This window comes from Caballeronia sp. LjRoot31, from assembly GCF_964253885.1.
Classification (GTDB): domain Bacteria; phylum Pseudomonadota; class Gammaproteobacteria; order Burkholderiales; family Burkholderiaceae; genus Caballeronia.
The window spans coordinates 448043-460460 of record NZ_CAXURX020000003.1; the positions used below are offsets into that span (position 1 = coordinate 448043).

Consider the following 12418-nt stretch of genomic DNA (forward strand, 5'->3'; position numbering starts at 1 on the left):
GCAGCAGCATCGCCATGTGCTGATGCCGTGGCCGGTCCAGGCGAACCACGGCTCGAACTCGATCTGGGGACCAGCGAGCATCCGTTTCGAAACAGAACGCTACTCATGGTCTGGCTCCCGACTGAAACTGATGTTTGAATTCATTCGATATCCTCAGCGCGATGACACGAGAGCTCGCGGCCATCCACCACCCGCAGCTTTGGTTCTTCGGCTCGGCAGCGGCCGATGGCATACGGACAGCGCTGATGAAACGCGCAGCCTGACGGCCGCGCCTGCGCTGCGCTCGGGAATTGGCGCCAGAAACGCTTCGGTGTACCGATGATGTAGCGCAGCGAAGATATCGGGCACGCGATTGGTTTCAATGACCTCGCCCGCATACATCACCGCGACACGCCGAGCGGCTTCCGGCACGATGGCCAAATCGTGCGAAATCAGTACAAGCGCCATGCCCCGCTCCCCTTCTGCAAACTGACGAGCAGTGCATTGCCTGCAAGAGATAAATCCTCGCCGAAACAGCGGTCAAGACGTCCATCCGGGCCACCGTCGAAACGGCTATTCGAGCGCGGCTCCAATCCCAATCACCTCGGAACGACGAGCTTTGCCGGCAGAAGGCGCTGGTGTCAGCCTCGAAACGCTCGAAGATGACGCTCCCGCTATACACTGACACCCTTTCAATGCCGCCAACACTATGTCTGCAGAACAACCAACTGACGAGCAGCACAAGGACGCGACCCCATTTAAACGCGAGCCGGTGCCTGATTTACCTCGAAAACTGCCGACCGGGTCTAACGGCATCGAACCGGCGGTCGCCACCGGCTTTTGCGGGTTGATGCTTGATGCCGGTGCCTGGGCTTTCACGCGTGACAAAAGCGGAGACTTCTTCCCCGCGCTCACGCCCATTTGCATGGTTGCGGGCGCTATCCTTACCGCGATCAGTGTCGCATTGTTCGGTCTTGTCTGGCTCAAGCGCCAACGCGCTTTGCGCTCAAAATGATCGTACTTGGCCGGTGTGGCGGGCTCACCTTGTCTGGAATAAATCGATCGTGCGGTTCATGACACGTCCAGCGCGGTGCCGCGACATCGACATTCGGTAGTTGCGCAGGTTTGTCCCCAGCGGCTTGCCACGCGCGAGAGCGTGCTTGGTCACGAAGCTGCCAAGCGAGGTTCGCGGTGCCCGCCGCCGTGTTCGAATCCGGAAGATGACAAACGGCAATACCCCGCAGTATTTTGCGCTGCTATCCTTCGCCGCATCCTCTTCATGCCGGGCCGGCGCCTTCCCGACCGCGTTCCACGACGCGCATCAATCTCAAAGCCGGCGAGAGGTATGACACCCGTTTCATATCTCGTGGGAGTACCGCCATGCTGCGATCGTTCGACCAACTCTGTCAGCCGGCCGACAAGGACCTGCTGGTCGCGGCCGACGACGGGCACGCGACGCTCACCGGCGGCGGCACCTACTCGATGCCGTGGCACTGGCACGATTGCCTGATGTTCATCCTGCCGAGTCACGGCGCCGTCGAGCTTCGGCATGAAGACCAGCGCGCGGGCACCTGGCTGTCGCAGGATCGCTTCGCAGTCGTGCCCCCGGGGCGGGCGCATCAGACCCGGGCGGGATGCGCGACACACACGCACGTCGCTGTCTACGTGACCGAGGACGCGCTGCGTAAGCTCGATGCCGGGGTCGGCTCACTCGGTGAATTCCGCCGTCGCACGCGCATCCCTCTCCTCATGCGCCGAACCTCCTCGATCCGTGCGCTACAGGAACTATCGCTGCGCAACGACATGGGGACCTATGGCGGCCCAACCATGCGCCAGGCACTGTCGTCGGCCTTGCTGATGCAGTGCATCGGCGAGGTCATTGCCGGCAAGACGGTGCCGGGGGCTTCGCCGGGAGAGCACGGCATGGCGCTGGTTGCCGACCTCGAAGCCTTCGTGACCCGCCATGCCGATCAGGACATTCCGCTCGACGCCCTGGAAGAACGCTTCGGCATCTCCCGCCGTCACATTACGCGTCTGTTCCGCGAAGGCACCGGCCTCTCGATCGGCGAGTTCCAGCAGCGAATGCGTTACGAGAATGCCTGCCGGCTGCTCGCCGAAACGGACCTGCCGGTCGGCGAGGTGGCGTTCCGAGTCGGCTTCGAAAGCGGCGCGGCCCTTGCGCGCGCAATGCGCCGCATCGGCGGCCATTCGCCCTCTGACGTGCGCACGAGGATGGCCCGTTCGGTCAAAAGCTAGGGCCCGCTCGAGCGCGCGGCGCGCCGCCAATCCCCGTAATCTGACCGGATGGAAACACACTCCCCGGTCGGCGGGGTTCATACCGTCATGCCCCAGCGCCACACAGTCGAACTCGTCAGCGTGTTCGCCGCCGGTCCCGGAGGCGGAAACCCGGCGCCCATCGTGGTCGATGCCGCCGGCATGTCCGACGCGCAAATGCAGGAGGTGGCCCGGCACTACGGCCACGAAAGCGGCTTCGTCTTCCCGGCGCCGCCCGGCTCCGAGTGCGATTTCGAGTTTCGTTTCTGGGTTCCTAACCACGAGATGTCGATGTGCGGACACGCCACGGTCGGCGCGGTCTGGCTACTCCATCAAAGCGGGCGATTGCAGCGCGACCGGCTGACCATCCACACCCTCAGCGGCCAGGTCGGGATCCGCATCACCGGACACACGGCCGAGGGCGCCGCGGTCGAGATTTCCCAGCCCGTGGGCCGTATCGAGCCATTGGAGGAGGCGCAACTCGGCCGGGACGAAATCCTCGACGTGCTCGGCCTCAGCGGCGCGCAACTGGCGCCCCTGCCGATCCAGAACGCCTGCACAAGCCGGGTCAAGACGCTGATTCCGCTCGCCAGCACCACCGATCTCGACACCCTTCAGCCGCGCTTCGAGAAAATCGAGGCACTGTGCGAGCGGATCGGCTCGACTGGCCTCTATCCCTATGCCACCTTCGACGCGGGCCGGCAAATCTTCGACGCCCGGCAGTTTCCGCGCGCCTCGGGTTATCCGGAGGACGCGGCCACCGGGATCGCGGCCTCCGCGCTGTCTTTCGGTCTCCTCGCCAACGGCATGGTGGAAGCGTCCGCGCGGACCATCACGATCCGCCAGGGACGCGCGATGAAACGCCCGTCGCAGATCTCGATACGCTTCAGTCTCGACCACGGCCGCCCGGACGGCTGCTGGCTGGGCGGTCCGGTTCGCTTCGAAGCGCACGGCGGAGCCCTGTCATGACGATCGATATCGCCGGTCGGCTGGCGCAACTGGGCATGACGCTGCCGCCTGCGCCGTCGTCCCGAGGCGCCTACGTCGGTGCGGTGATCCACGGTGACATCGCTTACATCAGCGGCCAGGTCAGCCGTGTCGGCGAGGAGATCATCGCCGGACCGGTCGATCGCGATACGCCAGCCGAGCTCATCCGGCACGCGGCACGGATCTGCGTGCTGCGCGCCCTGAGCGTGCTCGTCGCGACGCTGCCGGTCACGGCGGCGGTCGACCGCATCCTGTTCCTGCGGGGCTTCGTCAATGCCGTGCCCGGCTTCGTGAACCACAGCCAGGTCATGGATGAAGCCTCGACCCTGCTCCACGAAATCTTCGGCGAAAACGGCCGGCATGCGAGATCGGCACTCGGCGTTGCCAGCCTGCCGGGCAACGGCCTGCTCGAAATCGAACTCACTGTCGCGTTGACGCCTGTGTCTGGTCCAGGTGACGCGGGAACGCTCCGGCATCCGCATCTACGCCGGCCATAACGAAACGCCAGGCCATAACAAACACCGGACCGCCGTGGAAACGCCAGGCCCGGCACGATTCCCTTACCGTGGAGGAAGAACCATGAATCGCCGTCAACTGCTGCAACTCAGCCTGGCAGCCGCGCCTGCCATCCTGCTGTCCCGTTCCGTCCGGGCTGCCGACGCCGAACTGGTCGTCGGCTCCAACGTAGGCGCGCCGCCGTTCGCGTTCAAGCAGGGCGACACCTATACCGGCTTCGACGTCGAAGTCTGGAACGAGATCGCGAAGGGGCTGAACCGCCGATGGCGCCTGCAACCGATGGAGTTCGGCGCGCTGATCCCGGCGCTTCAGACTCGCAACATCGACGTAATCGTGTCTCAGCTATTCATCAAGCCGGAGCGCCAGCAAGTTATCGATTTTTCCGATCCGTACTATAAAAGCGGCCTGATCGCGCTGACCCGCATCGACAATGACACCATCCACACGCCGGCCGATCTTGCCGGCAAACACATCGGCACCGAAACGGGCACGCTCGCGGTCGGCTACGTCAAGGAGCACATCAAGGACGCGACGCTCGAGCAGTTGCCCAGCATCAACAACGCGCTGCTTGCGCTGGAGGCCGGCCGCACCGACGCAGTCATCTACGACAAACCCCTGTTGCTCTACTACGCCAACAACGCCGGCAAGAACAAGGTAAGGGTCGTGCTGCCGGCTCTGGAGGGCCTCGACGTCGGCATCGGCTTCCAGAAAGGCAGCCCGCTGGTCGCCGCGGCCAACCGTCAGCTCGCCGCCATGAAGGCCGACGGACGGCTCCAGGCGCTCAACCGGAAATGGTTCGGCGAGGCGTCGTCATGAGCTTTGACTGGGCGGCGGTCATTGCCGCGCTGCCGGACCTGCTGCAAGGCCTTCGGCTCACCCTCCTGATCGCGCTGGCCGGGCTGGCCGGGGGCGTCGTGCTCGGCATGCTCGCGGGCGTGGCGCTGACCTACGGCGGCCGGCTAGCCGTCGTCCCGGCCCAGATCTACGTTGCCTTGATTCGCGGCACGCCGATCGTGGTCCAGGTGATGTTCGTCTACTTCGCACTGCCGATCATGATGGATATCCGTATCAGTGCGACCAGCGCCGCCATCATCACCCTGATCGTCAACGCGGGCGCGTACAACGCGGAGATCATCCGCGGCGCGCTCGACGGCGTGCCGGCCGGACTGCGCGAGGCCGGTCTCGCGATGGGGCTTCCGTTTCACAGCGTGCTGGCTCACGTCATCACCCCCATCGCCTTTCGGCGCGCGCTGCCGGCGATGGGCAACCAGTTCGTCAACCTGGTCAAGGACACGTCGATCTTTCTCGTCATCGGCGTCGGCGAACTGACCCGGCGAGGGCAGGAAATCATGGCCGAGAATTTTCGGGCGGTCGAGATCTGGACCGCGGTGGCGGTCATCTACCTGCTCGTGATCAGCATGCTCGCGCTGGGCCTGCGAGTGCTCGAACGGAGAGTACGCCTGCCATGAGCATGATCGAATTTCAGCAAGCCTCGAAGCGCTTCGGCTCCCACGTCGTTCTGCATCCGCTCGACCTCGCGATCGAACGGGGAGAAGTCGCGGTTATCGTCGGGCCGTCCGGGTCTGGCAAGTCGACGATGCTCCGCTGCATCAACGGACTCGAAAAAATCAGCGACGGCGACCTGCGCGTCGACGACATCAGCGTGGTGGGTTCAGCGCGCGACGTCAGGCGCATCAGGCTCGAAGCCGGTATGGTGTTCCAGCAGTTCAATCTCTTTCCGAACCTGACGGCGATGCAGAACGTCATGTTCGGACCGATCCGGGCGCGCGGCCAAACGCGGGCGGAAGCGCGCGAGATCGCCACCGCGCTTCTGCAGAAAGTCGGTCTGTCCGAGCGGATGCATCACTATCCGTCGCAGCTTTCCGGCGGTCAGCAGCAACGCGTCGCAATTGCGCGGGCACTCGCCGTCCAGCCCAAGCTGATGCTGTTCGACGAGCCGACTTCGGCGCTCGATCCGGAATTGCGCCAGGAAGTCCTCAAGGTCATGCAGACGCTCGCCAGCGAGGGCATGACGATGGTCGTCGTCACTCACGAAATGGGCTTTGCGCAACGCGTCGGTTCCCGCCTGCTCTTCATGGAAGCCGGCCGCGTGGTGCACGACGGCAATCCCGTCGAGATGCTGTCGGCGCCGCCGGGAGAACGCTTCCGCGAGTTCCTGCAGCACGTTCATTGATCCCCTCGCTTTTTCACGACCGCACGCCATAGGAATATGCAGCCAAGATGATCTCTTCACATTTCGAAAGCGACTACGGCTTTCGCAGGGACAGCGTCCGGCACGGCAACTGGCGCGAGGCGCCCTGGAATGTGTGGGCCTTTCGCCATGTCCACGAGTTGATCCCGACGGCGCGAATCCCGGCCACGCCCGGTCTTCCCGAAGAACCCAAGGTCGATGCCGGCGCGCTGACCGAACATGAATTCGTGCTCGACGGCGAACGCCGCACGGTAGCGGCGATTCTGCGGCAGACCTCGACCGATGCCATCACGGTGATGCGAGCCGGGCGTTTCGTCGCTGATTTTCACGCGCCGCACTTTACCCTGCAGAGCCAGCACATCCTGTTTTCGGCCAGCAAGTCAGTCGCGGGCCTGCTCGCCGGTGTGCTCGTCGGCGACGGACTTCTGGACCCTGAAGCCCCGGTCGCGCATTACGTGCCGGAGCTCGCGCATTCAGCGTTCGGCGACGCCCGCGTAAGGCACGTACTGGATATGCGCACCAGCCTCGCGTTCAACGAAGACTATCTCGATCCGAATGGGGTCTTTGCGCGCTACCGCCGGGCAGGCCTGCTGGATCCACGGCGAGACGGTGAGCAACCGGAGACGGTGATCGGCTTCCTCGCTTCGCTGCCCAAAGGTGCGGGGGAGCACGGCGGTCCTTTCCATTATTGCTCCCCCAACTCGGACGTGCTCGGCCTCGTGATCGAGCGTGCCTCGGGCGAACGCTACGCGGATTTCGCAGCCAAGCGTCTGTGGCAGCCACTGGGGTTACGACAGGACGGCTGCGTGACGGTGGACCTCGCCGGCACCGCGCGCTCGGGCGGCGGCCTGTGCATGACGGTGCGCGATCTGGCGAGAATCGGCGAGTTGGTGCGCCTCGGCGGTACTGTCGGCGAGCGCAGGCTGATACCGGCGGACTGGATGAAAGATACGCTCTCGGGCGGGAGCACCGAGGCATGGCGACAGGGAACCTTCTCAGCCTGGCTGCCGAACGGCAAGTACCGCAACAAGTGGTATCAGGTTGGCAACGCCAGCGGAGCCTGCTTCGCGATCGGCATCCATGGCCAGTGGCTATACGTCGACCCGTCACGGGAGACGGTGATCGCCAAGTTCTCGTCACAACCGGAACCGGCCAATAACGATGTCAAGCTGCTGAACCTCGCCTTGTTCGAAGTGATCGCGGCGATGAAGTGAGGCCGCGGCACAGGCTGTCGTGTCGGCGAGCACAGCGAGTACGGGCAAGTAAGCAAATTGGGGGCAGAAGCGGGAGCGTCTGTTGTCGCATCAGTACACACCTCGCTCGCCAGGCACCTTGGATCGCCAGCATAGAGCCGACACATCGTTCCGCTGGACGGATCGGAGTTAGCCATGACGAGCCCTGGCATGACAGTGTCCGAGGCCAGCCAAGTCACTGGCATCGACGCGATGATCGACGTCTTACCGACCCGGCGCTCGGCTCGCCCTAGCCCGGGTCCACTCAAGCAAGGTGTTCCACGACAAAGTCGACGAAGCTTCGCAGCTTGGGTGTCATGTAACGATCTGGAAGATAAACCAGTTGCAGTGGCGCTCTCGAAAAGTCCTCTTCCGGGAACAGCTGGATTAATCTGCCTGACGCTATGTCGTTCGCCACGAGGAAGTCCGGCAGCATGACAATGCCAATGCCGCCCAGAGCGGCCATCAGGAGCGCCGGACCGTTATTTACCGTCAGTTGCCCCGACACCGAGATAGTGCAGCCCTTGGGCTTGTCGAAGCGCCATTCACGCTCTGGCTGGATGTAGTGGAAGCAGAGACAATTGTGCGAGGCTAATTCCTCTGGACTACGTGGCGTGCCCTGTTCGGCGAGATAGGCAGGGGACGCGCAAACGATCCGGCCGAGGCCCCGCAGTGGCCGTGCAACCAATCCTACATCGCCAAGTTTGCCGAAGCGAAACACGGCATCGAATCCTTCATCCGCCAGATCGACCAGCCTGTCGTTCAGCATCAGTTCGACTTCCACCCGTGGATACGCCTTGAAGTAGTCCGCGAGCAAAGGCAAAAGCAGATGAGATCCCAGGGACACAGGTGCGCTTACGCGCAAGCGACCTCGCGGCTCTGAGCGCATTTCACGAGCTTCCGTTTCCGCACCATCTATTCTAGTAAGGATATCTATGCATTGGTCATAAAACGCCTTGCCTATCTCGGTCAAGCTGTGACGCCGTGTCGTGCGATTCAGCAGCCGTGCGCCGAGCCGTCGCTCCAGTTCCTGGATGTGGTTGCTGACCATCGTCGTCGACATGCCACTTGCTTCAGCCGCTGCGGTAAATCCCCCCTTATCAACGACCCGCACAAAGACTTCCATACCCGTCAGACGATCCATTAACAACCTCTGCTTGATAAGCCTCAATCCATAGTGCCATTTTACCCAGTCTGGAAGTTAAATTAACCGTCAATAGTCGCCGTGTTCGTTCCTTCAACATTGCGCACCCGGCCCTCTCGCATTCAACGGCTGCTCCCGACCAGACACGGTGGCGACACTCTGGAACGGCCAATCTTAAGCGATTATCAAGCGAGAGCGGATAGTCCTTGAACCAGAGCCCTCTTTATCTCAAGCCGTCAAAGTCATTAAATGCAGTCCATCAAGCACCGCCACACGGGCGGCGGCAGGTTAAAGACAAAGGATGGATTCATGGCCGTTTACACAATCATGGGAATTACCGGGAATGTCGGCACAACGGCAGCGACCAAGCTGCTCGCCGATGGAAGCGAAGTTCGAGCCATCGTTCGCCGCGAGGAAAAGGCGGCAGCGTGGCGCGCGCGAGGAGCGCAGGTCGTCGTAGGAAACCCCTACGACGGCGATGCGTTGAAAACCGCTTTTGACGGCGTGGACGGCATCTTCATCATGACGCCGACCTGGTTCGAGTCCAAAGACATGTTCGCAGAAAACACCGCTGCACTGAAGGCATTGAACGAAGCCCTGCGTGCGGTATCCCCCACGAAGGTCGTGCTGCTTTCTTCAATTGGGGCTCAACATTCCCACGGCACCGGCGCAATTTTAAAGCTGCACCACATGGAGCGCGCCTTCGCCGACTTGCCCGCCGTCACCTCGATCCGGGCGGGATGGTTCATGGAGAACTACGCTGGATTGATCACCTCCGTGCGCGAGACCGGCGTGCTGCCGAGCATGCTCAACCCGCTCGACCGCGAGGTGCCGATGATTGCCACCGCCGATATCGGTACAACTGTCGCCGCTGTTCTGCAGGCCGACTGGCGGGGGCAACGCATCGTCGAACTCGAGGGCCCGCGACGATACTCTCCTCATGACATCGCTGCCGCTTTGGCGACGGTCCTTGGAAGACCGGTAACAGCCCAGGTACAGCCCGAGACGCAATGGCTTTCGACCTATCGCTCCTGGGGACTCACTTCCCGATCGGCCGACGCGATGGCCGAGATGCTAAATGGTTTCAACACTGGCTGGATTGTCTTTGAACGCCCTGCTACCGAAACCACGCGCGGGGGCACCTCGCTCGAAACTGCGCTCGCCGGAATGATCAGTAAGTCCAGCGCATGAACACGATACGCAACGTCGGCCGTATGCCTGTACGCCACGCCTGCTGCGCCATGCGGATTCCGTCCCGGTTCCTTTCGCGCGGGTGTCGCGACATCGATTTACACAAGGATTTCAGATGACAATCGGCAAACGCTTGATTAGTGCTGCCCTTGCAGCCCTGATAGCTTCATTCGTGTCCTCTCCGCTGCTCGCCCAGCAGTCGAAGGGAAAGATTCTTATCGTACTTTCAAGCGAGCAGGTACTGCCGCTGAAAGATGGCAAGACGTTCGAGACCGGGTATTACCTCAACGAACTTACCGTACCGGCTCAAAAGTTCGCTGAGGCCGGATACGAACTTGTCTTCGCCAATCCCAAAGGTAACGTCCCGGCAGTGGACCAGTCGTCCGTCACCACAGATTACTTTGGTGGAAGCAAGAACGCGCTCGAATCGGCCCAGCGATTCCAGGGCACGCTGACCGGGCTCGCCCATCCGCTCACCTTGAACGAGGTCGCTCATCAGGACCTGAGCCAGTACAAAGCGATCTTCGTCCCGGGCGGTCCCGCGCCGATGATCGATCTCATGGCAAACGACGATCTGGGTTCCATCCTCCGGTATTTTCATGCGCATCACCGCACGACGGTGCTCCTTTGCCACGGTCCGGTCGCGCTACTGTCCGCGACCCGCGACCCCGCTTCGAACCAGGCAGCGTTGCAGGCTGGCAATGTCGACCAAGCTCGCAGCCTGGCCGCAAAATGGCCGTATCGAGGTTACAGGATGACGGTTTTCAGCGACGAAGAAGAATCCATCGCGGCGAAGAACGTCTTTCATGCAGATCCTCTATTCACGCCGCAGCAAGGACTGGAAACCGCGGGAGGCAAGGTGTCGACCGTAGCGGGATGGAAATCGAATGTCGTGCAAGACCGGGAACTGATCACCGGACAGAATCCGGCATCCGATGCTGCCTTGGCGGATCTCACTCTGCAAACCCTGTCGGCTTGGAAGTAGCGGTCGACACAGGCGCGTCTGCCCCCCTCGATACAAGTTGTTCGACCTCGAACGCGGCCGGGTAACGACGAGATCAACGAGATCACGGCTATTTCTCATGCTGCAGATCGTGCCAGCAAAGCATCTGCGCGGGACTTCCTGGTGTGGTAACCAAGCAACTCCCCGGTCGCTTCTGACTGCCGGGCACTGCGCTCCCGGGCTCAGCGTTTGGTTCGAATGAAATGTTCATTCACCTGACGATCAAGCCAAGCGTTAAACACTTGCCAGCCTATTGTCAATTATCTACGGGCCGGTTTTGATACCTTCCTGGTGGATATGGAGTATTAAAATGCAATCCTTAATAAATTTTTCAGCATGTCGCGAAGGCGGTTCCGTGAACAATTACAACGGCTGGCGCCGCCCTCGCATACTCGCGGTTATCCTGGCAGCTTTTCTGTGCCTGGGCGTCATGGCACTGGCAACATCCCAGTCCGCGTTCGCCGATCAGGTTGATACTGACCTAGCCAGCCGCTCGAATAAAATCCACTGGCCCACTTCGTTGGGCCCCGAACAAGCTGACCTTTTCTCGCACAACGAGATCATGATCGATGCGCCGTGCCAGACGGTATGGAATCACATCGTCCGTGCCCGACGTTGGCCGCAGTGGTATCCGAATTCTCATGACGTACGAATCTCCGGTGGCGGGTCAGTCCTGCGAGCCAGTACGCAATTCGGCTGGAAAACATTCGGGGTACATATCGATAGTACGGTTGCCGAATATTCTCCTGAAACACGCCTCGGGTGGTTCGGTAAAGGCCCGGACGTCACCGCATACCACACGTGGCTGCTCACCCCCTCGCACGGGTCTTGCCACGTCGTAACGGAAGAGGCAACCAAGGGACCCGCAGCGGTAGCCGGACGCAAGTCGGACCCTGCCGTGCTGCACCGGGGCCACGAATTGTGGATCACGCGGCTGAAAAAACTATCGGAAGGCTGAGGGGTATTGTCGTGACACCTGCGCATCGACGAACTCGGTCAGCGCAGTGCCCACCTATGCTCTGGCGACGGCTGACTCGAGCGCGCATTGATGGTCGCAAGTCAGCCGTAGTCGTGTGTGTTGCGAGCCGGGTCGTCACTATCAGGGACAATCTGCAAGTGCTCGATCGCGGCATCGACGAGTTGTTCGGCGTCACTTACGCCTTCAGCCGCCTTGGCGAGGCCCGAGAGGCGTCCGTCAATCAGCAACAACGCTAGTCCGTGGACATAAGCCCATGCGGCGGTCATTGCGACAGCCTGCGTCGCGTCCGGCCGCACCGTCACCTTTGCTTCGCCCTGCGTTTGCTCCGGATCGTCGCCGAAGACGCCGGCAAGGCCACGCATCGAAACCTGCCGCCCCTCGATCAGCGACGGCCGCGCCTGATCGAGCAGTTCGTTGCGCGACATGAGCCGGAACAGATCAGGGTCGTTCACCGCGAAGCTCACGTAGCCGCGCGCGATCGCCTTGCGTCGCGCCTTGCCGCGTTCAATACCCGTTGCGTGCTGGGCCATCGTCGCGGCCAGCCGCCGGTGACCGGTCGCAGCCAGTTCGCTCAGCACGCCCGCTATGTCGCCGAAGTGGTGTTGCGGCGCAGTGTGTGACACCCCGGCCTCGCGCGCAATCGCCCTCAGTGTCAGACCGCGCAGCCCGTCTCGCCGCAACACCGACTCCGCGGCCTGCAACAGCGCTTCGGGCAGCGCGCCGTGGTGGTAAGGCTTGTCGCGCGCCGGGCTGATCGGCGGTGTTTCCGCCGGCGTTCGCGCCGGCGTCTTGCGGTGTGCTGACGCTTCACTCATAACGATGAATCTGCTCCGATAGATTTTTACAATGAAAAGATATCTTGACCTCGCGGGACGATGAAGTCAAAATCTTTCCACTGGAA

The 12418-nt window shown here is 62.0% G+C and carries 13 protein-coding genes and 1 pseudogene; 11 read left to right on the forward strand and 3 right to left on the reverse strand.

Annotation, left to right across the window (positions count from 1 at the left end; genetic code table 11):
* Positions 1-140: 140 nt before the first annotated feature.
* A pseudogene (gene dppD, locus ACSQ8V_RS30770) lies at positions 141-479 on the reverse strand (dipeptide ABC transporter ATP-binding protein DppD); the annotation flags it as partial.
* 209 nt (positions 480-688) lie between these two features.
* On the opposite strand from dppD, the gene ACSQ8V_RS30775 reads away from it, so the two are divergent.
* The 8 genes from ACSQ8V_RS30775 (at position 689) to ACSQ8V_RS30810 (ending at position 7182) form a co-directional block, all read left to right on the forward strand.
* A complete protein-coding gene (locus ACSQ8V_RS30775) occupies positions 689-994 on the forward strand; it encodes a hypothetical protein (RefSeq protein WP_436208300.1) in 306 nt (101 codons plus the stop codon).
* 365 nt (positions 995-1359) lie between these two features.
* Positions 1360-2235 (forward strand): helix-turn-helix domain-containing protein, encoded by an 876-nt coding sequence (locus ACSQ8V_RS30780; protein WP_436185504.1) that lies wholly within the window; start codon positions 1360-1362, stop codon positions 2233-2235.
* Positions 2236-2322: 87 nt separating this feature from the next.
* Positions 2323-3222 (forward strand): PhzF family phenazine biosynthesis protein, encoded by a 900-nt coding sequence (locus tag ACSQ8V_RS30785; protein ID WP_436208301.1) that lies wholly within the window; start codon positions 2323-2325, stop codon positions 3220-3222.
* Positions 3219-3737 (forward strand): RidA family protein, encoded by a 519-nt coding sequence (locus ACSQ8V_RS30790; protein ID WP_436208302.1) that lies wholly within the window; start codon positions 3219-3221, stop codon positions 3735-3737. Before ACSQ8V_RS30785 ends, ACSQ8V_RS30790 begins: the two co-directional genes overlap by 4 nt.
* Positions 3738-3819: 82 nt before the next feature.
* On the forward strand, positions 3820-4572 hold the full coding sequence (locus ACSQ8V_RS30795; RefSeq protein WP_436208303.1) for a transporter substrate-binding domain-containing protein: 753 nt from the start codon (positions 3820-3822) through the stop codon (positions 4570-4572).
* Positions 4569-5225, forward strand: a complete 657-nt coding sequence (gene glnP / locus ACSQ8V_RS30800) for a glutamine ABC transporter permease GlnP (RefSeq protein WP_436185507.1) — start codon at positions 4569-4571, stop codon at positions 5223-5225. Before ACSQ8V_RS30795 ends, glnP begins: the two co-directional genes overlap by 4 nt.
* Positions 5222-5950, forward strand: a complete 729-nt coding sequence (gene glnQ / locus ACSQ8V_RS30805) for a glutamine ABC transporter ATP-binding protein GlnQ (protein WP_436208304.1) — start codon at positions 5222-5224, stop codon at positions 5948-5950. Before glnP ends, glnQ begins: the two co-directional genes overlap by 4 nt.
* Before the next feature lie 47 nt (positions 5951-5997).
* Positions 5998-7182 carry a serine hydrolase domain-containing protein gene (locus ACSQ8V_RS30810; RefSeq protein ID WP_436208305.1) on the forward strand — a complete coding sequence of 395 codons (1185 nt, stop codon included), beginning with the start codon at positions 5998-6000 and terminating at the stop codon, positions 7180-7182.
* A gap of 283 nt (positions 7183-7465) precedes the next feature.
* Here ACSQ8V_RS30810 and ACSQ8V_RS30815 read toward each other — a convergent pair whose 3' ends face one another.
* Positions 7466-8344, reverse strand: coding sequence for a LysR family transcriptional regulator (locus tag ACSQ8V_RS30815; protein ID WP_436208306.1), 879 nt, complete (start codon positions 8342-8344; stop codon positions 7466-7468).
* A 249-nt stretch (positions 8345-8593) separates the two neighbouring features.
* Here ACSQ8V_RS30815 and ACSQ8V_RS30820 point away from each other — a divergent pair, with 249 nt between their 5' ends.
* The 3 genes from ACSQ8V_RS30820 to ACSQ8V_RS30830 all read left to right on the forward strand — a co-directional run bounded on the left by ACSQ8V_RS30820 (position 8594) and on the right by ACSQ8V_RS30830 (position 11496).
* Complete coding sequence (locus ACSQ8V_RS30820) at positions 8594-9535, forward strand: NmrA family NAD(P)-binding protein (RefSeq protein ID WP_436208307.1); 942 nt, start codon at positions 8594-8596, stop codon at positions 9533-9535.
* 115 nt (positions 9536-9650) lie between these two features.
* Positions 9651-10520: a type 1 glutamine amidotransferase domain-containing protein gene (locus ACSQ8V_RS30825; protein WP_436208308.1), complete on the forward strand. Its 870-nt coding sequence runs from the start codon at positions 9651-9653 to the stop codon at positions 10518-10520.
* A gap of 373 nt (positions 10521-10893) precedes the next feature.
* Complete coding sequence (locus ACSQ8V_RS30830) at positions 10894-11496, forward strand: SRPBCC domain-containing protein (protein WP_213765236.1); 603 nt, start codon at positions 10894-10896, stop codon at positions 11494-11496.
* Between the two features lie 101 nt (positions 11497-11597).
* On the opposite strand, the gene ACSQ8V_RS30835 is transcribed toward ACSQ8V_RS30830, so the two are convergent.
* Positions 11598-12332: a TetR/AcrR family transcriptional regulator gene (locus tag ACSQ8V_RS30835; RefSeq protein WP_213765237.1), complete on the reverse strand. Its 735-nt coding sequence runs from the start codon at positions 12330-12332 to the stop codon at positions 11598-11600.
* Positions 12333-12418 lie beyond the last annotated feature (86 nt).

What these genes read in the sequence shown, in the direction of transcription:
- ACSQ8V_RS30775 (WP_436208300.1), top strand. Translation starts at nt 689, where the DNA reads ATGTCTGCAGAACAACCAACTGACGAGCAGCACAAGGACGCGACCCCA.
- ACSQ8V_RS30810 (WP_436208305.1), top strand. Translation starts at nt 5,998, where the DNA reads ATGATCTCTTCACATTTCGAAAGCGACTACGGCTTTCGCAGGGACAGC.
- ACSQ8V_RS30785 (WP_436208301.1), top strand. Translation starts at nt 2,323, where the DNA reads ATGCCCCAGCGCCACACAGTCGAACTCGTCAGCGTGTTCGCCGCCGGT.
- ACSQ8V_RS30825 (WP_436208308.1), top strand. Translation starts at nt 9,651, where the DNA reads ATGACAATCGGCAAACGCTTGATTAGTGCTGCCCTTGCAGCCCTGATA.
- ACSQ8V_RS30815 (WP_436208306.1), bottom strand. Translation starts at nt 8,344, where the DNA reads ATGGATCGTCTGACGGGTATGGAAGTCTTTGTGCGGGTCGTTGATAAG.
- glnP (WP_436185507.1), top strand. Translation starts at nt 4,569, where the DNA reads ATGAGCTTTGACTGGGCGGCGGTCATTGCCGCGCTGCCGGACCTGCTG.
- ACSQ8V_RS30795 (WP_436208303.1), top strand. Translation starts at nt 3,820, where the DNA reads ATGAATCGCCGTCAACTGCTGCAACTCAGCCTGGCAGCCGCGCCTGCC.
- ACSQ8V_RS30820 (WP_436208307.1), top strand. Translation starts at nt 8,594, where the DNA reads ATGCAGTCCATCAAGCACCGCCACACGGGCGGCGGCAGGTTAAAGACA.
- ACSQ8V_RS30780 (WP_436185504.1), top strand. Translation starts at nt 1,360, where the DNA reads ATGCTGCGATCGTTCGACCAACTCTGTCAGCCGGCCGACAAGGACCTG.
- ACSQ8V_RS30835 (WP_213765237.1), bottom strand. Translation starts at nt 12,332, where the DNA reads ATGAGTGAAGCGTCAGCACACCGCAAGACGCCGGCGCGAACGCCGGCG.
- glnQ (WP_436208304.1), top strand. Translation starts at nt 5,222, where the DNA reads ATGAGCATGATCGAATTTCAGCAAGCCTCGAAGCGCTTCGGCTCCCAC.
- ACSQ8V_RS30790 (WP_436208302.1), top strand. Translation starts at nt 3,219, where the DNA reads ATGACGATCGATATCGCCGGTCGGCTGGCGCAACTGGGCATGACGCTG.